At 73.9% G+C, this 18,019-nt stretch carries 15 protein-coding genes and 1 pseudogene; 13 read left to right on the top strand and 3 right to left on the bottom strand.

Features of this window, described 5'->3' with window-relative positions; genetic code table 11:
• Positions 1–18 precede the first annotated feature (18 nt).
• The 8 genes from mftF (at position 19) to LWC33_RS35765 (ending at position 11,797) form a co-directional block, all read left to right on the top strand.
• On the top strand, positions 19–1,482 hold the full coding sequence (gene mftF, locus LWC33_RS03565; protein WP_233302749.1) for a mycofactocin biosynthesis glycosyltransferase MftF: 1,464 nt from the start codon (positions 19–21) through the stop codon (positions 1,480–1,482).
• A gap of 276 nt (positions 1,483–1,758) precedes the next feature.
• Positions 1,759–2,271, top strand: a complete 513-nt coding sequence (locus tag LWC33_RS03560) for a (2Fe-2S)-binding protein (protein WP_233302748.1) — start codon at positions 1,759–1,761, stop codon at positions 2,269–2,271.
• 3 nt (positions 2,272–2,274) lie between these two features.
• Positions 2,275–4,755: a xanthine dehydrogenase family protein molybdopterin-binding subunit gene (locus LWC33_RS03555; protein WP_233302747.1), complete on the top strand. Its 2,481-nt coding sequence runs from the start codon at positions 2,275–2,277 to the stop codon at positions 4,753–4,755.
• Entirely contained in the window at positions 4,752–5,603 is an 852-nt protein-coding gene (locus tag LWC33_RS03550; protein WP_233302746.1) for an FAD binding domain-containing protein, read from the top strand. Before LWC33_RS03555 ends, LWC33_RS03550 begins: the two co-directional genes overlap by 4 nt.
• A 154-nt stretch (positions 5,604–5,757) precedes the next feature.
• Complete coding sequence (locus LWC33_RS03545) at positions 5,758–6,456, top strand: SRPBCC family protein (RefSeq protein ID WP_233302745.1); 699 nt, start codon at positions 5,758–5,760, stop codon at positions 6,454–6,456.
• Positions 6,457–6,642: 186 nt separating this feature from the next.
• Entirely contained in the window at positions 6,643–7,533 is an 891-nt protein-coding gene (locus LWC33_RS03540) for an alpha/beta fold hydrolase (RefSeq protein WP_233302744.1), read from the top strand.
• A gap of 416 nt (positions 7,534–7,949) precedes the next feature.
• Positions 7,950–8,978 (top strand): P1 family peptidase, encoded by a 1,029-nt coding sequence (locus tag LWC33_RS03535; RefSeq protein ID WP_233302743.1) that lies wholly within the window; start codon positions 7,950–7,952, stop codon positions 8,976–8,978.
• 191 nt (positions 8,979–9,169) lie between these two features.
• Positions 9,170–11,797, top strand: coding sequence for an FUSC family protein (locus LWC33_RS35765; RefSeq protein WP_233302742.1), 2,628 nt, complete (start codon positions 9,170–9,172; stop codon positions 11,795–11,797).
• A 101-nt stretch (positions 11,798–11,898) separates the two neighbouring features.
• Here the strand turns inward: LWC33_RS35765 and LWC33_RS03525 are convergent, their stop codons facing one another.
• The 3 genes from LWC33_RS03525 to LWC33_RS03515 all read right to left on the bottom strand — a co-directional run bounded on the left by LWC33_RS03525 (position 11,899) and on the right by LWC33_RS03515 (position 14,650).
• On the bottom strand, positions 11,899–12,180 hold the full coding sequence (locus LWC33_RS03525; protein WP_233302741.1) for a MoaD/ThiS family protein: 282 nt from the start codon (positions 12,178–12,180) through the stop codon (positions 11,899–11,901).
• 5 nt (positions 12,181–12,185) lie between these two features.
• Complete coding sequence (moaA, locus tag LWC33_RS03520; protein WP_372476543.1) at positions 12,186–13,247, bottom strand: GTP 3',8-cyclase MoaA; 1,062 nt, start codon at positions 13,245–13,247, stop codon at positions 12,186–12,188.
• Between the two features lie 200 nt (positions 13,248–13,447).
• Positions 13,448–14,650 carry an acyl-CoA dehydrogenase family protein gene (locus LWC33_RS03515; RefSeq protein ID WP_233302740.1) on the bottom strand — a complete coding sequence of 401 codons (1,203 nt, stop codon included), beginning with the start codon at positions 14,648–14,650 and terminating at the stop codon, positions 13,448–13,450.
• Positions 14,651–14,755: 105 nt separating this feature from the next.
• Here LWC33_RS03515 and LWC33_RS03510 point away from each other — a divergent pair, with 105 nt between their 5' ends.
• From LWC33_RS03510 to LWC33_RS36700, 5 genes and pseudogenes are all read left to right on the top strand, one after another.
• Positions 14,756–15,160: a TOBE domain-containing protein gene (locus LWC33_RS03510; protein WP_233302739.1), complete on the top strand. Its 405-nt coding sequence runs from the start codon at positions 14,756–14,758 to the stop codon at positions 15,158–15,160.
• Positions 15,157–15,942, top strand: a complete 786-nt coding sequence (gene modA, locus LWC33_RS03505) for a molybdate ABC transporter substrate-binding protein (protein ID WP_233302738.1) — start codon at positions 15,157–15,159, stop codon at positions 15,940–15,942. Before LWC33_RS03510 ends, modA begins: the two co-directional genes overlap by 4 nt.
• 19 nt (positions 15,943–15,961) lie before the next feature.
• Entirely contained in the window at positions 15,962–16,804 is an 843-nt protein-coding gene (locus LWC33_RS03500; RefSeq protein WP_233302737.1) for an ABC transporter permease, read from the top strand.
• A 10-nt stretch (positions 16,805–16,814) separates the two neighbouring features.
• A pseudogene (locus tag LWC33_RS36705) lies at positions 16,815–17,300 on the top strand (ATP-binding cassette domain-containing protein); the annotation flags it as partial.
• 39 nt (positions 17,301–17,339) lie between these two features.
• Positions 17,340–17,918, top strand: coding sequence for a TOBE domain-containing protein (locus LWC33_RS36700; protein ID WP_443719657.1), 579 nt, complete (start codon positions 17,340–17,342; stop codon positions 17,916–17,918).
• Positions 17,919–18,019 lie beyond the last annotated feature (101 nt).

The following is an 18,019-nucleotide window of genomic DNA, read 5'->3' as shown; positions in this document are numbered from 1 at the left end:
GCGTGTTTGGATTCCCGGGTGGGTGCGACGAGGCCGGGACCGCTGCCGGACGGGATGCGCGTGGTGCTGGACCGGCGGGTGCGCCGGCTGGCCGGGCGCGACGGCGGGTCGGCGCTGCTCGGCGGGGCGCCGCCCAAGCTCGTCCACCTGACACCGCGGGCGCAGGACGTCCTCGGCGCGGGCGACACCGTGACCGTCGCCGACCCGACCTCCCGGTCCCTGGCCCGCACGCTGCTCGACTCCGGCTTCGCCCACCCCGCCCACCCGATCCCCGGCGGGCCGGGGCGCGGCGAGGTCACCGTCGTCGTCCCGGTGAAGGACCGCCCGCTCGACCGACTGCTCGCCACCCTGCCCGCGGACCTCGGCGGCCTGGTCGTGGTCGACGACGGCGGGTCGGACCCCGAGGACCTCGCCGCCACGGTCAAGGCCGCGCACGGCCGCGTGATCCGGCACGAGTCGCCGCGCGGACCGGCCGCGGCCCGCAACGCCGGGCTGGCCGCGGCGACCACACCGCTGGTGATGTTCCTGGACTCCGACGTCGTGCCGCAGGAGGGCTGGCTCGACCCGCTGCTCGAGCACCTCGCCGACCCCGCCGTGGCGCTGGTGGCCCCGCGGATCGTGGCGCTGCATCCGGTCGGTCCCGATGGCCGGTTCCGCAGGCTCCGCCTCCGGAGCGTGATCGGCCGGTACGAGGCGGTCCGGTCCAGCCTGGACCTGGGCCCCGATCCCGCGCTGATCGTGCCGCGCAGCCGGGTCGCGTACGTGCCGAGCGCGGCGATGCTGGTCCGGCGCGACGCCGTCGGCGCGGGGTTCGACGAGGACATGCACGTGGCCGAGGACGTCGACCTCGTGTTGCGGCTGCACGCCGCGGGTCGGCGCCTGCGCTACGAGCCGGCTGCGCGGGTCGCGCACGACCACCGGACGTCGCCGGGCGCGTGGTGGCTGCGCAAGGCCTACTACGGCACCGGGGCCGCCCCGCTCGCCCGCCGGCACCGGGGTGCGGTCCCGCCGATGGTGCTCAGTCCGTGGACGGCAGCGGCGTGCGCGGCGTTGCTGGCGCAGCGCCGCTGGTCGATTCCGGTGGCCGCGGCGGTCACCGGTGTGGCGGCGGAACGGTTGTCCCGCAAGCTCTCCCGCCTCGAACGGCCGCGGGTGTCGGCGGCCCGGCTGGCGGGGCTCGGGCTGTCCGGCGCAGGGCTGCAGGTCGCGAACGCGCTGCTGCGCCACCACTGGCCCGTCGCCGCGGCCCTGCTGCCCTTCTCCCGGCGTGTCCGGCGCGCGGTGCTGCTCGCCGCGGTCGCGGAGGGGCTGGGGGACTGGTGGACGCACCGGCGGTACGACCCGGCCGTCCGACCGGACCCCGTGACCCACCTGGTCGCCCACCGCCTGGACGACCTGGCGTACGGCGCCGGGCTCTGGTGGGGTGCCTGGAAGGCCCGCGACACGGCGGCGCTGCGCCCCGCCTCACCCGGTCGGAAGTGACCCACCCCCCGAGAGGACTGGCCCGGACGGGTGATTGACCTTGCCCGGACGCGCCGCGTCTGCGGGGTGTGGGCCGGACAATGATCCGCGACTGCGGATCTGTGTCGGGCGAGCGCGTCCGCCCTGGTGGGAGGGGACTTTGGGCGCCTTGCACCACCTGATGATCGGGAGTGTGATGTGCTCGCCGCCACAGACGTATGTGCGGCCCGAGAGCGCACCGGCCACCGGTGGCTCTCCCGGAGGACGCGACCACCACCGCGGTTGGGAGAGAGACTCATGGCAGAGGTCCGGGTCACCGTCGACGGCGTGAACTACGCCGACGAGGTGGAGCCCCGCATGTTGCTGGTCCAGTACCTCAGGGAACGGCTCGGGAAGACGGGCACGCTGATCGGCTGTGACACGAGCAACTGCGGGGCCTGCACCGTCCATCTGAACGGGCAGAGCGTGAAGAGCTGTTCGGTGCTGGCCGTCCAGGCGGACGGCGGCGAGGTGCTCACCATCGAGGGCCTGGCCCGCGACGGCGAGCTGCACCCGGTGCAGAAGGCCTTCAACGAGTGCCACGGCCTGCAGTGCGGCTACTGCACCCCGGGCATGATCATGGCCGCCGTCGACCTGCTCGGGGACAACCCCGACCCCGACGAGGGCGAGGTGCGCGAGGGCATCGAGGGCAACCTCTGCCGCTGCACCGGTTACCAGAACATCGTGCGGTCCGTGCAGCGCGCGGCCCAGATGATGAAGCCCGGCGCGTCCGCCCCGACCGAGACGCCCGCACCCGTCGCAGGAGACTGAGAGATGACCGCGACCGCCGACACCACCGCGCTCGAGTTCGGCAAGGCCCGCGTCCGCAAGGAGGACGCCCGCCTGATCACCGGCCGGAGCCGCTACACCGACGCGATCACCCCGCCCGGGACCCTGCACGTCGCCGTCGTCCGCTCCCCGCTGGCGCACGCGCGGATCACGAGCATCGACACCACCGAGGCCAAGCGCGCCCCGGGCGTGCACGGCGTCTACACCGTCTCGGACCTGGGCGCCGACGAGGTCGGCATGCCGTGCGCCTGGCCGATCACCCCGGACCAGAAGGCGCCGCAGCGCCCCGTCCTCGCCAAGGACACCGTCCACTTCGCCGGTGAGGGCGTGGCGGTCGTCGTCGCGCGCAGCGCCGCCGAGGCCAAGGACGCCGCCGAGCTCGTCGAGGTCGACTACGACCCGCTCGACCCGGTCCTCGACATGGAGGCCGCGCTCGGCGAGGGCGCCACCCTGGTGCACCCGGACCTGGGCACCAACGAGTCCGCCACCTGGGTCTTCGACTCCGGCGAGGCCGGCACCGGCGGCAGCGTCGCCGACGCGATCGCCGCCGCCGAGGCCGACCCGGACCAGGTCGTCGTCCGGCGCCGGTTCCGCCAGCAGCGCCTGGTCCCGGCCTTCATGGAGCCGCGCTCCTGCGTGGTCGACCCGACCGGCGAGCAGATGGTCATCTACTCGGCGACCCAGGTCCCGCACATCCTCCGCACCATGACCACGGTGACGCTCGGCATCCCCGAGTCGAAGCTGCGGGTCATCGCCCCCGACGTGGGCGGCGGCTTCGGCGGCAAGATCGGCGTGCTGCCCGAGGAGATGATGACCGTCCTGCTGGCCCAGAAGCTGGGCCGGCCGGTCAAGTGGACCGAGACCCGCTCGGAGTCCATGCTCACCGCCCACCACGGGCGGGACCAGATCCAGGACCTCACGATCACCGCCAAGAAGGACGGCACGATCACCGGCCTGGACGTCCGGCTGCTCGCCGACATGGGCGCCTACCTGGGCCTGGTCGGTCCGGGTGTGCCGGTGCTCGGTGCGTTCATGTTCAACGCGATCTACAAGGTCCCGGCCTACCGCTTCCAGACCACCAACGTCTTCACCACGAAGACCCTGACCGACGCCTACCGCGGCGCCGGCCGCCCGGAGGCCACGTTCGGCATCGAGCGGATCATCGACGAGCTCGCGGTCGAGCTCGGCCGGGAGCCGCTGGAGCTGCGCGAGCAGAACTGGATCAAGCACGAGGAGTTCCCGTTCACCACGGTGTGCGGGCTGACCTACGACTCGGGCAACTACGAGCAGGCCACCGCCCGGGCCAAGGAGCTCTTCGACTACGACGCCCTGCGCCGCGAGCAGGCCGAGCGCCGCGAGCGCGGCGACCAGGTCCAGCTGGGCATCGGCATCTCGACCTTCACCGAGATGTGCGGCCTCGCCCCGTCGCGCGTGCTGGGCTCGCTGGCCTACGGCGCCGGCGGCTGGGAGGCCGCGAGCATCCGGATGCTGGCCACCGGCAAGGTCGAGGTCATCACCGGCGCCTCCGCGCACGGCCAGGGCCACGAGACCGCCTTCAGCCAGATCGTCGCGGACAAGCTGGGCGTGCCGTTCGAGGACGTCGAGATCCTGCACGGCGACACCGCGTCGTCGCCCAAGGGCCTCGACACCTACGGCTCGCGCTCGCTGGTCGTGGGCGGCATCGCCATCACGATGGCCGCGGACAAGGTCATCGAGAAGGCCAAGAAGATCGCCGCGCACCTGCTCGAGGCCGACGAGGCCGACATCGAGTTCAGCGCCGGACAGTTCAGCGTCCGCGGCACGGACAAGGGCAAGGCGATCCAGGAGATCGCGTTCGCCGCGTTCATGGCGCACGACTACCCGGAGGGCATGGAGCCGTCGCTCGACTCCGACGCCGTCTACGACCCGGAGAACTTCTCCTTCCCGCACGGCACCCACCTCGCGGCCATGGAGGTCGACACCGAGACGGGCCGGGTGAACCTGCGCCACTACGTCTGTGTCGACGACATCGGCAACGTCGTCAACCCGCTGATCGCCGAGGGTCAGGTCCACGGCGGCCTCGCCCAGGGCATCGCGCAGGCGCTGTTCGAGGAGGCCAACTACGACGACCAGGGCACCCTGGTCAGCGGCACGTTCGTCGACTACACGCTGCCGTCGGCGGCCGACCTGCCGAGCTTCACCACGGAGATCGTCAGCACGCCGGCCACGTCGAACCCGCTCGGCGTGAAGGGCGTGGGCGAGGCGGGCACCATCGCCTCCACCCCGGCGATCGTCAACGGCGTGCTCGACGCGGTCCGCCACCTCGGCGTCGCGGACATCCAGATGCCGACGACGTCGCAGCGCGTGTGGCGCGCGATCCAGGAGGCGAAGGGCCGCTCCACCCAGGAGACGCCCGTCGACACCCACTCGCCGGGTGCCGGCCTCGGCTCCATCGACCCCAACAACCCGCAGGGAGAGGTCCAGTGATCCCCGCCAAGTTCGACTACGTCCGGCCGTCGACGGTCGAGGAGGCCGTCAGCGCGCTGCAGCAGGGCGGGGACGACGCCAAGATCATCGCGGGCGGGCAGAGCCTGCTGCCGGTGCTGCGGCTGCGGCTCGCGGCGCCCTCGGTCGTCATCGACCTGGGCGGCATCCCGGAGCTGCGGCGGATCGCCGAGGACGGGGACCGGATCGCCATCGGCGCCATGGCCCCGCACCACGACGTGATGCGCGACGACCTGGTCAAGGAGCACGTCACGCTGCTGTCGCAGGCCACCGCGACCGTGGCGGACCCGCAGGTCCGCCACCGCGGCACCCTCGGCGGCGCGCTGGCGCACGCCGACCCGGCCGGTGACCTGGGCGCCGTCGCCCTGGCGCTCGAGGCCGAGTTCGTGATCGCCGGGTCCTCCGGGACCCGCACGGTCCCGGCGGCCGAGTTCTTCGTCGACTACTTCACCACCGCGATCGGCGAGGGCGAGATCCTCACCCAGGTGCGGTTCCCGAAGTACACCGGCTGGAGCACGCACTACGAGAAGTTCAACCGGACCGCGCAGGCCTGGTCGATGGTGGCCGTCGCCGCCGCACTGCGGGTGGAGGGCGGCTCGATCGCCGAGGCCCGCATCGGGCTGACGAACATGGGCACCACGCCGATCCGGGCCACCGGCGTCGAGCAGGCGCTGGTGGGCCAGCCCGCGACCGCGGACTCGGTGCGTGCCGCGGCCGAGCACGCGACGGAGGGCACTGCCGCTCCGAGTGACGCCGATGCCGCGGCCGACTACCGTGAGCACCTGGCCAAGGTGCTCACGGGCCGAGCGGTGCTGGCCGCCGCCGGCTGAGCACGGTCCGCGGAGCGAGCAACGTCTCCGTGGGCACGAGCGAGACGGCTGGACGCCTGCCCGGGTGCCCGGGCAGGCGTCCCGCCGTTTCTCCTACCAGGAGCCCCCGCCCGCACCCGCCGGGCACGGCTCGCCGACGAGGAGACTGGAAGTCATGCAGCTGGAGAACAAGTTCACGATCGCGGCGCCCATCGCGGACGCCTGGGCGGCCCTGAACAACCCGGAGACCGTCGCCCCCTGCTTCCCCGGCGCCACGCTGACGGAGTACACGGGCGACTCCTTCACCGGCACGGTCAAGGTGAAGCTGGGGCCGATCTCGCTGACGTACAAGGGCAAGGGCACCTACATCGAGCGGGACGACGCGAACCACAAGGTCGTCATCGACGCCACCGGGCGCGACTCGCGCGGCAACGGCACCGCCGCCGCCAAGGTCACCGGGACCATGAAGGCCGCGGGCCCGGACAAGACCGAGGTCACGATGGTCACCGACATGACCATCACCGGCCGGCCGGCGCAGTTCGGCCGCGGCGTGATCTCGGACGTCGCCGACAAGATCATCGGCCAGTTCTCGTCCTGCCTCGCCGACAAGCTCGCCGACAAGCAGGAGGAGGCCCAGGCCCAGCCGGTCACCCCCGCGACCACGGCCGCCCCGACCACGCCCACCGCCAGTGGCGTCCCGGCCGAGGCCGCCAAGCCGGCCAGCACGCCCGCCCCGATGAAGAGCAGCGTCGACGCCATCGACCTGCTCGACACCGCCGGCGCCCCGATCGTCAAGCGGCTCGTCCCGGTCGCCGGTGGGCTCGGTGTGCTGCTCGCGATCTTCCTGATCATCCGCGCCCTGCGGAAGAGCTGACCTCGACCCGAACCCGAGGGCCGGCGACCGACCAGGGTCGCCGGCCCTCGGCGTCTCCGGTCTTCTGCCCGTCGCCGTCCCGCGCGGGCGCGCCTACGGTCGCGACCGCCGCGCCGAGGCGGTCGTGGGGTCGGCGTGGCGTCCCGTCCGGCTCACCCGGAGCCGGACCCCTCGGGAGGGAGCGCCATGCAGGAGTTCCGGCGGGGCACCGTTCGCGCCAACAACCTGACCTTCGAGTACCTCACCGCCGGGGACGGGCCGCTCGCCCTGTGCATGCACGGATTCCCGGACTCGCCGTACACGTACCGCTATCTCCTCCCCGCCCTGGCCGACGCCGGCTTCCGGGCCGTGGCCCCGTTCAACCGGGGCTACGCACCGACCGAGCTGCCGATCGATCGTCACCACGTCCACAGCTCGACGATGGTGGCCGACCAGATCGCGCTCCACGAGGCGCTGGGCGGTGACGAGCGCGCGGTCGTGCTCTCCCACGACTGGGCCGCCCTCGGGACCTGGGGCGCCGCCGCCAAGGAGCCGGAGCGCTGGTCGCGCTGCGCGATCGTCAACATCCCGCCCTTCGCGATCTTCGCCGAGAACATCGTGACCTACGACCAGATCAAGAAGTCCTTCTACTTCTGGTACTTCCAGATGACGAACGTGGTCGAGCAGATCGTGGCCGCCGACGACTTCGCGTTCATCGACCACATCTGGGCCGACTGGTCGCCGGGCTACGACGCCTCCGAGGACCTGCCGCTCATGAAGGACTGCATCCGCGATCCGGAGCATTTCCGCGCGGCCCTCGCGTACTACTGGGGGCAGTTCGACCCGAAGCGTTTCGGGACGCCGGAGTGGGCTGCCGAGCAGGCGGACGCCTGGGGCGCGGACATCCCGCAGCCGACCCTCTACCTGCACGGCACGGACGACGGCTGCCACGGCATGACCCAGGAGCAGGTCGACCGGGTGCCGTCGCACTGCGGCCCGGGGTCCCGCTCGGAGCTGATCCCGGGCGTCGGGCACTTCATGCACGTCCAGCGGCCCGCCGACGTCAACAAGCGGATCGTGGAGTTCGTCGCGGGATGACCCAACCCGAGGGCCGGCGACCCGACGAGGGTTGCTGGCCCTCGGCGTTCTCGGCGGGGCGTTCTCGGTGGCTCGACCGTCGGCGGACCTCGACGGCGAGGCGATCCTCGCGCGGCCCGCCGTGCCGGGATCGCCGTCTCCGTGCGCTCACGGCGGTGGTGTCGACCGTGGGTGCACCGAACCGGCGATCACGGGGAAGCGGCAGCGTCAGGCGCCCGGGTGATCGTTGTCTTCGTGCGCTGGTGGCGACGCGGCCGACCGCCAGTGCACCGGAACGGCGATCGGCCGGCGGTGATCAGTGCACGGTGTCGCGGTCGTCGCCGGTGACGAGGTCAAGGTGACCCTGCGCTGCGAGGGCGACCACCCGCTCGGCGACGTCCGTGTGGAGCGCGACGGCTGAGTGCGAGGATCGGGGCATGCACGCCGGTCCGCACAACGCGATCATCGACATCCCCGGGCTCCGGGTGGGACATGCGGCGCTGACCGGGAAGGACGCGCTGAGCGGCACCACCGTGGTGCTCTGCCCGCCCGGGGGCGCGACGGCCGGGGCGGACGTCCGCGGCGCGGCGCCCGGCACGCGGGAGACGGACCTGCTCGCCCCCGGCAACTCCGTGCAGCGGGTGCACGCGGTCGTGCTGTCGGGCGGCAGTGCGTACGGGCTGGCCGCCGCCCAGGGGGTGATGGACCGGCTCGAGGCGGCGGGGGAGGGCTTCCCCGTGCCCGGCGGCGTCGTCCCGATCGTGCCGGCCGCGGTGCTGTTCGACCTCGGGCGCGGCGGCCGGTTCACCGCGCGCCCGACCGCGGAGACCGGGGCGGCCGCCTACGACGCGGCCACCTCGGGCCCCGTCCTGCAGGGGGTGGTCGGCGCGGGCACCGGCGCGACGGCCGGGGGCCTGAAGGGCGGGATCGGCACCGCCAGCGCGGTCCTCGCCGACGGCACCACCGTCGCCGCGCTCGTCGCGGTCAACGCGGCGGGCTCGGCCGTGCACGGCCCCACCGGCACCCTGCTGGGGGCGCGGCACGGACTGCCCGGCGAGTTCCCCGAGGCCGACGTCGCGCCGGAGGTCGCCGAGGAGCTGGCGGCGGTGTTTCGCGGGCGGCGCACCCTCAGCGCGGGCACGGCGACCTCGCTCGCGGTGGTCGCCACCGACGCGACGCTGGACAAGGCGGGGTGCGGGCGCCTCGCGACGGTCGCACACGACGGCTACGCCCGCTCCCTCGACCCCGTGCACACCGCGATGGACGGCGACGCGATCTTCGCCCTGGCCACGGGGGACCGCCCGGCGCCGGGGCCGGAGGGCCTGTTCGCGCTGCACGCGGCGGCGGCCGACGTCGTCACCCGTGCCGTGGTGCACGCGGTGCTGGCCGCCACCCCGGTGACCACGAAGGGCGGCTCGTGGCCCTCCTACCGCAGCGTCACCGGGGCCGGGGAGCCCACGGCATAGATCACCGACGAGCGGGCCGTGACCCGGGGGTCAGCGGGCGCTGACCAGCGGTTCCGGGGCCGGCGCGCCGGGCCGGAGGAAAACATCACGGCCGAGAACGGGGAGGGAACCCCGCCGAGCGGTTACGATTAGCAATAACAACCAATCGGCTCCGGGGGCGGACGTGTGCCCGCGGGCGGGAAGGAGCGCGAGTGGTGGCGCGAGGCGGGCGGCGCGCGGACCGGTGGGACCGGCTGGCGGCCTCCGACCCCGGACTGAACCGGCTCACCTCCGCGGCCCGCGCGGCCTTCGGCGTCGGGGCGGCGCTCGGCATCGAGTACCTGGTCGCCTCGGCCCTCGGCATCCCCGCCATGGTCCCGATGATGATCGGGGCCGTCCTCACGATGATGGCGTCGTTCGGCGTCGCCGACCCCACGCGCGGCGGCCGCGCGGTCACCCTGCTCTGCCTGCCCCTGTTCCTCTTCGCGGGGATGGGGGTCGCGCTCGCCGTGGACCACTGGCGAGTGCTGTCACTGGTCGTGTTCGTCCTGGTCATGTTCGCGGCCGTGGCGGTCCGCCGGTTCGGGCCGCGGTGGTTCAACGGCGGCATGGTCGCCTTCATGGGCTACTTCTTCGCCCTCTTCCTGATGCTGAAGCCCCAGCAGCTCCCGGTGATCGTGCTGGCCGTCGCGGTCGCCACCGCCTGGTCGCTGCTGCTGTCGCTGGTCGTGTGGCCGGTGCGCAACGGCGTGGTGCTGGCCCGCATGGTCCGCGGGTTCGACGGGCGGGTGCGGGGGGTGGCCGACGCCGCGGCGGCGCTGCTCGCCGATCCCGACGGCGACCGCTCCGGCGACCTGGTCGCACGGCTGGAGAGCAAGCTGGTGCAGGTCAACGAGTCGGCGCTGATCATCGACGGGCAGCTCGGCACGCCGGGTGCGGTCGTCGACGACGCGACCGCGCGGGCAGTCCGGCACGCCCTGATCGACGACGAGCTCGCGGCCCGTGCCCTCGCCGACTCCGTCCGGCTGCTCGCGGCCTGCGCGGCGTGGCTGCCGTCCGACGTGCGCACCGGCGTCGTCGCGGTGCTCGACGGGCTGCGCACCGGGTCGTGGGCCGAGGTGGAGGGCCGGGCCCGCGCGCTCGACGCCGTGGCCGCCGGCGCGGACCGTCCGCTGCCGGTCGCCGTGCCCCGTCCCTCGGGGTCCGACGAGCACGCGCCGCCCACGGCCGCCCAGGTCGTCCGCCGGTTCGCCGCCGCGGCCCAGGGGTTGGTCGAGGGACACCGGCACCGGCACACCGCGCACCCGGCCCGCGAGCAGGACTACTCGGAGTCCGGGTTCGTGCCGGCCGTGCAGCTCTTCGCGGGGAACATGCCCGGGTCGGCCGGCACGATCGCGGAGATGCTCGAGGAGCGCACGGGTGCCTGGTGGACCCGGCTCTCCCTGACCACCCGGCAGGCCGTGCAGGTCGCCGTCGCGACCGGGCTGGCGATCGCGGCCGGGGACGCGATCTCCGGTCAGCGCTACTACTGGGCGGTCCTCGCCGCGTTCATCGCGTTCACGGGGACGGCGACGGCCGGGCAGACGATCTTCAAGGCCGTCAACCGCGTGCTCGGCACGATGCTCGGCCTGCTCGGCGCGATCCCGCTGGTCGCCGTGACCGGACACAGCCCGGCGGTGGCGCTGCCGATCGTCCTGGTGTCGATCTTCGCCGCGTTCTACCTGATGCGGGTCTCCTACGCGCTGATGACCTTCTTCATCACGCTGCTGCTCGGCGAGCTCTACGCCATGATCGGCACGTTCACCCCGGAGCTGATGCTGCTCCGGCTGGCCGAGACCGCGGTCGGGGGTGCGATCGGCGTGGCGGTGGCCGCGTTCGTGCTGCCGCTGCGCACGGCGGTGGTCGCGACGGCGGCCCGGCGGGCGTTGCTCGGCCAGCTCCGCACCCTGCTCGAGGACCTCGTGCGTATCCTGCGCGATCCCGCCGCGGCCGGCACGGCCGGCGACGATCTGGCCGGGGCCTCCCGTGCCCTCGACGCCCGGCTGCACCAGCTCCTGCTCCTCAACGCCACGCTGCTGCGGCCGGCGCCCTTCCTGCGCAACGGCGAGCGCGGCCGGCGCCTCATGCTCTACACCTCGCTCGCACACCACGCGCGGCGCCTGGTGCGCCTGGCAGGGGAGGGCGGGGCCCGGCTCGACGCGGAGGTCCGTCCGGTGCTGACCCATGTCGTCGAGCGGACCGTGGACCTGGTCGACGCGCTCCGGGCCGACGGGCCGGAGATCGACCCGGACCGCTCCGCGGCCACCACCGAGCTGCTCTCCGCCGTCGACGTGTCCGACCCCGGGGTGCGGGGCGTGGTGCACGAGCTGGGGCACCTGCACGACGCGCTGGTCTCGCTCGGCGACGCCGCGGCACCCGCCCGGCGCACCTCCGGCGGCCCCGTGCCGGCGCTGTACGGCCGGGTCCGCGGCGCCGACACGGAGCCGGTGCAGGCGGTACTCACACTGGCCGACGTCCGGGGCGCGCAGCAGGACCGCACGCGGACCGCCCCGGACGGCAGCTACCGGCTGCAGGCCGCGGGACCCGGCATGCACCTGCTCATCTGCACCCCGTTGGTGGCGGACGCGGTCCCCGTGGCCGAGTGGGTGCGGCTGCGCGACCGCGCCTCCGTCCGCGACGTGCAGATCCCGGACGGGACGGCCCCGACGGGCGAGACGGCCGAGGCCGTCCCGACCGAGCCGTCCGCCCGGCGCGCACCTTTGCGCCTGCCGGAGCCGGCGCGCCACCGGCCGACGAGCCGGGCAGGGGCCGCGGAGGTCCCCCGCGGTTCGTCGCGGTGAGCGCGGGCCAGGCGTCGTCGCGGTGAGCGCGGGTCCGGCGTCGGCGCGGTGAGCGCGGGTCCGGCGTCGGCGGAGTGGGCCAGCCGCGCGGCGTACGGCCCTCAGCCGCCGGCGAAGGGCGGCAGCACGTCGACGACGGCGGCGTCGGGCAGCACCCGCTGCGGGTCGCGGACGGCGACCTCGTCGACGAGGTAGGAGCAGCGCGCGAGCACCCGCGCGAACTCGGCCCCGTGCCGCTCGGCCAGGTCCTCGGCGAGCGCCGCGACGGTCGCCCCGGCCGGCACCTCGACGGCCTCGGCGTCCAGGCCGGCGGCCGACTTCGCGGCCGCGAAGTACCGAACGGTCACGGTCCGCAGGGCGGTGGTGGTGGTCACCGGACTCATTCTCCTCACCCGCCGATGGCGCTCATCGGGCGGTCGGGCTGCAGGAACCCGGGATCGTCGATGCCGTGCCCGGCGAGCTTGCCCCACATCGCGTAGCGCCAGGTGTCGGCGATCTCCGTGTCGCTCGCGCCGCCCCGCACCAGGGCACGGAGGTCGGTCTCGGTGCGGGCGAACAGGCAGGAGCGGACCTGGCCGTCGGCGGTCAGCCGGGTGCGGTCGCAGGCGCCGCAGAAGGGCCGGGTCACCGACGCGATCACGCCGACCCGGGCCGGGCCGCCGTCGACCAGGTAGCGCTCGGCGGGGGCGCCGCCGCGCTCCTCGCCGTCGGGCGTGAGGACGAAGCGCGTGGACAGCTTCTCCATGATCTCGCCCGCGGTGATCATCTCCGCGCGCTGCCAGCCGTGCTGCGCGTCGAGCGGCATCTGCTCGATGAAGCGCAGCTCGTAGCCGTTCTCGACGGCGAAGGCCAGCAGGTCCGTGGCCTCGTCGTCGTTCACGCCGCGCAGCAGCACGCTGTTGATCTTGACGGGCTCCAGGCCGGCCGCGCGGGCTGCGGCGAGCCCGGCGAGGACGTCGGACAGGCGGTCGCGACGGGTGATGGTGGCGAAGCGCTCGGGGCGCAGCGTGTCCATCGAGACGTTGAGCCGGTTGACGCCGGCAGCGGCCAGTGCCTCCGCCCGGCGGGCCAGCCCGATGCCGTTGGTGGTCAGCGAGATGTCGGGCCGCGGCTCGAGGGCGGCCGAGGCGGCGATGACCTCCTCGAGGCCCTTGCGCAGCAGCGGCTCGCCGCCGGTGAAGCGGAGCTCGTGGATGCCGAGGTCGCGGACGGCGATGGTGACCAGCCGGACCAGCTCGTCGTCCGTCAGCTGTTCCTCGCGCGGCATCCAGTCGAGGCCCTCGGCGGGCATGCAGTAGGTGCAGCGGAGGTTGCACCGGTCCGTCAGCGAGATGCGCAGATCGGTGGCGACCCGGCCGAACCCGTCGATCAGGCGGCTGTCGTCGGGGCGGCCCGGGTCCCGCTTCGCGGTTCCCCGCAGGGCGGGGAGACCCAGTTCGGTTGCCGTCACGAACACGAGGGTAGCCGTCGGGTGCGATCTTCAACCAGGGCGCAAAACGCCAGGTCAGAGGGCTCCGCAGATGCGGACCCGGACGCCGCCGCGGACCGCAGGAGCGGGGCGCGACGACGCCGCCGGCCTGTCCGGAAGGCGAGGATCACCCCGCCCTCCGGACACTGCGCGCCGGACCCGGATCCCGAGGGCCCGGCGGATCAGTGCTGCGCGAGCTCCTGGCGGGCGACGGAGCGGATGTGCACCTCGTCGGGGCCGTCGGCGAAGCGCAGCGCGCGGGCCCAGGTGTAGAAGTAGGCGAGCGGGAAGTCGTCGCTCATCGCGCCGCCGCCGTGGACCTGCATGGCCCGGTCGATCACGGTGCACGCCATCCGCGGCACCACGACCTTGATCGCGGCGATCTCGCTGGCCGCGCCCTTGGCGCCGAACTTGTCGATCAGCCAGGCGGTCTTGAGCACGAGCAGCCGGGCCTGCTCGATCTCCATCCGGGACAGGGCGATCTGCTCGCGCACCACGCCCTGGTCGGCCAGCGGCCGGCCGAACGCGACACGGTCCTTGGCCCGGCGGACCATGAGGTCGACCGAGCGCTCGGCCATGCCGATCAGCCGCATGCAGTGGTGGATGCGGCCCGGGCCGAGGCGGGCCTGGGAGATCGCGAACCCGCCGCCCTCCTCGCCGAGCAGGTTCGACACCGGCACCCGCACGTCGGTGAGCCTGAGCTCGGAGTGCCCGTGCTGGTCCTGGTAGCCGAAGGTCGGCAGGTGCCGGGTGATCTCCAGGCCCGGGGTGTCGCGGGGAACCAGGACCATCGACTGCTGGCGGTGCTTGGCCGCCTCGGGGTCGGTCTTGCCCATGACGATGAAGATCCGGCAGCGCTCGTCGGCCGCGCCGGAGATCCACCACTTGCGGCCGTTGATGACGTACTCGTCACCCTGGCGCTCGATCCGGGTCTCGACGTTCGTGGCGTCGGACGAGGCGACCTGCGGCTCGGTCATCGCGAAGGCCGAGCGGATCTCGCCCTCCAGCAGCGGGTTCAGCCAGAGCTCCTTCTGCTCGGGCGTGCCGAACAGGTGCAGCGTCTCCATGTTCCCGGTGTCGGGGGCCTGGCAGTTGATCACCTCCGGGGCGATCACCGGCGACCAGCCGGACACCTCGGCCACGGCGGCGTACTCCAGGTTCGACAATCCGGAGATCGCCGGCAGGAACAGGTTCCACAGCCCGCGCTCGCGGGCCTTGGCCTTCAGCTCCTCGACCACCGGGGGCAGGTCCCACTCCTGCGGGGTCCCGCGGCGTTCGGCGCGGAAGGCGTCGTACGCGGCCTCGGCGGGGAGGACCTCCTCGTCGAGGAACGCGCGCATGCGCTTGGTGTAGTCGGCAGCGGCGGCGCTGGGTTCGAAGTCCACGCGGGCATGACACCACAATGCAGCTGCATTAAACAACGTGGCCGACGTGACCTGCGTCCCTGACCTGGTGGCGACCCGCGCAGACGCGGACATAGGATCCGCGTCGTGCCGCAATTCCGGATCGCCGAGGCTGCGCGCCTGCTCGGGGTCAGCGACGACACCGTTCGTCGCTGGGTCGACGCGGGCACGTTGCCGGCGCACCCGGACGCGTCGAACCGCAAGGTCATCGAGGGCGCCGTGCTCGCGGAGTTCGCGCGCGACCAGGCCAGCGCGCCGCCCGACCCGTCGGGCGCCCGGCGTTCGGCCCGCAACCGCATGGTCGGACTGGTCACCGGGGTCCTGATGGACCACGTGATGGCGCAGGTCGAGATGCAGTGCGGGCCGCACCGGGTCGTCTCGCTCATGAGCAGCGAGGCGGTGCGCGACCTCGGCCTGGAGCCCGGGTCGCCGGCGGTGGCCGTCGTCAAGTCCACGAACGTCGTGGTGGAGATCCCCGGAGGAAGTTCATGAAGCGTCTCGTGGCCGCCGGCGTCGCCGGCCTGGCCGTCGTGCTCGCCGCGGCGTGCAGCTCGCCGTCGCAGGCCCCGAGCACCGGCGGGTCGTCCGCGGCGCCCGAGGCACGCACGCTGACGGTGTTCGCGGCGGCGTCGCTGACCGAGTCGTTCACCGCGCTCGAGAAGCAGTTCGAGACCGACAACCCGGGTGTCGACGTCAAGCTGAGCTACGGCGGCTCGTCCGACCTGGCCCAGCAGATCGTCAACGGGGCGCCGGCCGACGTCTTCGCCGCGGCCAGCGACTCCACCATGAAGACGGTCACCGACGCGAACCTCACGGCCGCGGCGCCGACGACCTTCGCCACCAACGTCCTGCAGATCGCGACCGCGCCGGGCAACCCGAAGGGCATCGCCGCCTTCGGCGACCTCGCGAAGCCGGACGTCACGACCGTCGTCTGCGCACCGCAGGTACCGTGCGGGGCGGCCACCACCAAGGTGGAGCAGAGCACCGGCGTCGCGCTGAAGCCGGTCAGCGAGGAGAACGACGTCAAGTCCGTGCTGAGCAAGGTCTCCACCGGCAACGCCGACGCCGGCCTCGTCTACGTCACCGACGTCAACGCCGCCAAGGGCCAGGTCCAGGGCGTGAGCTTCCCGGAGTCCTCCGCCGCGAAGACCAACTACCCGATCGCCGTCGTGAAGAACGCCCCGCAGGCCGACCTCGCGCAGAAGTGGGTCGAGCTGGTGACCGGCGAGACCGGCCAGAAGACGCTCGAGGCCCAGGGCTTCGGGGCGGCGTGAGTCCCGTCGTGAGCACCGCATGACGGCTCCCCCCGCCACACGGGCACGGGTCCCACGGAAGCCCGACCGGCACGAACAGTCGGTCGGGCTCCCGTGGTTCGTCTGGATCCCCGCCGGCCTGGCCTTCCTGCTGATCGCGCTGCCGGTCGTGGGCCTGCTGTGGAAGGCCGACTGGTCGCGGATGCCGGAGCTGCTGCTCAGCGACGCCGCGCTCGACGCTCTCCGCCTCTCCCTGGAGACGGCCGCGGTCTCGACGCTGCTCTGCATCCTGCTGGGCGGCCCCCTCGCGGTGGTGCTCGCCCGCGGGCGGCTGCCGGGGCTGCGCACGCTGCGCTCGGTCGTGCTGCTCCCGCTGGTGCTGCCCCCGGTCGTCGGCGGGCTGGCCCTGCTCTTCCTGCTCGGCCGCACCGGACTGGTCGGCCGGGGGCTGGACCTGGCCTTCGGGATCACCGTCCCCTTCACCACCGCGGCGGTCGTACTGGCGCAGACCTTCGTGGCGTTGCCCTTCCTCGTCGTCTCGCTGGAGGGCGCCCTGCGCACCGCGGGCCGGCGCTACGAGGCCGTCGCGGCCACGCTTGGCGCCTCGCCCGCGCTGGCCTTCCGGCGGGTCACGATCCCGCTGGTCCTGCCCGGTCTCGCGTCGGGTGCGGTGCTGGCCTTCGCCCGGTGCATGGGCGAGTTCGGCGCCACCATCGCCTTCGCCGGCAGCCTGCAGGGCACCACCCGGACCCTGCCGCTGCTCGTCTACCTGGAGCGGGAGACGGACGCCTCGGGGGCCGTCGCGCTGTCGCTGCTGCTGGTCGTCGTGGCGATCATCGTGATCGTCGTGGGGCGGCCGCGCGGGACGGAGGGGCTGACATGAGGGTGGCGGCGTGAGCCTCGACGTCGACGTCCGGCTCGACCGGGAGTCCTTCTCGCTGCACGTCGCGATGGCGGCCGCGCCCGGCGAGGTCCTCGCCGTCCTCGGCCCCAACGGTGCGGGCAAGTCGACGCTGCTGGGGATCCTGTCCGGGCTGCTGCGGCCCGACGCCGGCCACGTGCGGGTGAGCGACCACACCGTGACGGACGTCGAGGGCGGCGTGTTCGTGCCGGCGCACCGCCGCGGCGTCGGGCTCCTCGCCCAGCAGGCGCTGCTCTTCCCGCACATGACGGCCGAGGCGAACGTCGCCTTCGGGCCGCGGGCCCGGGGCGTGCCGAAGCGCGAGGCCGAGGCACGGGCGCGCGCCCTGCTCGCCGACGTGCTGCCCGACGTCCCCGGGCTGCCCGGCCGCAAGCCCGCCCAGCTGTCGGGCGGTCAGCAGCAGCGGGTCGCGTTGGCCAGGGCGATCGCGCCGGAGCCGGACCTGCTGCTGCTCGACGAGCCGCTCGCCGCCCTCGACGTCGACGCCGCGCCCGCCATGCGTTCGCTGCTGCGCCGGGTGATCCGGGACGGCAAGCAGACCGCGGTGCTGGTCACGCACTCCGCGCTCGACGCGCTGGTGCTCGCCGACCGGGTCGTCGTGCTCGGCCGGGGGCGGGTCGTGGAGCAGGGGCCCACGCGCGACGTGCTCGGACGGCCCCGTAGCGCCTTCACCGCCCGGATCGCGGGCCTGGACCTGATCCCCGGGGTGCACGAGGCGGGGGCGCTGCGCGCGAGCGACGGCACGGTGATCGCGGGGCGGGACGGCGAGGCCGGCGAGCCGATCGGCACCGGGGACCCGGCGGTCGCGGTGTTCCCGCCCTCGGCGGTGGCGGTGTACGCCGACGAGCCGCACGGCAGCCCCCGCAACGTGCTGCCGGTCCGGCTGGCCTCGATCGAGCCGCGCGGCGACATCGTCCGGCTGCGCGCGGCGCCGCGCGACGGCGGGCCGGAGTGGCTCGACGGCCTCGCCGCGGACGTCACGCCGGCCGCGGTCGCCGACCTGGCCGTCGAGCCGGGCTGCCCGCTGTGGTTCACGGTCAAGGCGACCGAGGTGGAGATCCACCCGGCGGGCTAGTGGTTGAGGTCGTTAGTTCGTCGGGGGTCACGCCGCGGGAGTGAGCGTGTGGCGTGCTCCGGGCGGGTCGACCCGGTCGAGCAGGGTGCGGAGGTCGTGGC

The organism is Pseudonocardia terrae, assembly GCF_021343995.1.
Lineage (GTDB): Bacteria > Actinomycetota > Actinomycetes > Mycobacteriales > Pseudonocardiaceae > Pseudonocardia > Pseudonocardia terrae.
Note: the sequence above shows the minus strand (reverse complement) of the source record. Positions and strands in the feature narration are given on the sequence as shown.

Coding starts and splice junctions, on each gene's coding strand:
- LWC33_RS03560 (WP_233302748.1), top strand. CDS start 1,759: ATGGCAGAGGTCCGGGTCACCGTCGACGGCGTGAACTACGCCGACGAG.
- LWC33_RS03555 (WP_233302747.1), top strand. CDS start 2,275: ATGACCGCGACCGCCGACACCACCGCGCTCGAGTTCGGCAAGGCCCGC.
- LWC33_RS03545 (WP_233302745.1), top strand. CDS start 5,758: ATGCAGCTGGAGAACAAGTTCACGATCGCGGCGCCCATCGCGGACGCC.
- LWC33_RS03540 (WP_233302744.1), top strand. CDS start 6,643: ATGCAGGAGTTCCGGCGGGGCACCGTTCGCGCCAACAACCTGACCTTC.
- LWC33_RS03535 (WP_233302743.1), top strand. CDS start 7,950: ATGCACGCCGGTCCGCACAACGCGATCATCGACATCCCCGGGCTCCGG.
- LWC33_RS03525 (WP_233302741.1), bottom strand. CDS start 12,180: ATGAGTCCGGTGACCACCACCACCGCCCTGCGGACCGTGACCGTTCGG.
- modA (WP_233302738.1), top strand. CDS start 15,157: ATGAAGCGTCTCGTGGCCGCCGGCGTCGCCGGCCTGGCCGTCGTGCTC.
- LWC33_RS03500 (WP_233302737.1), top strand. CDS start 15,962: ATGACGGCTCCCCCCGCCACACGGGCACGGGTCCCACGGAAGCCCGAC.
- LWC33_RS36700 (WP_443719657.1), top strand. CDS start 17,340: ATGCGTTCGCTGCTGCGCCGGGTGATCCGGGACGGCAAGCAGACCGCG.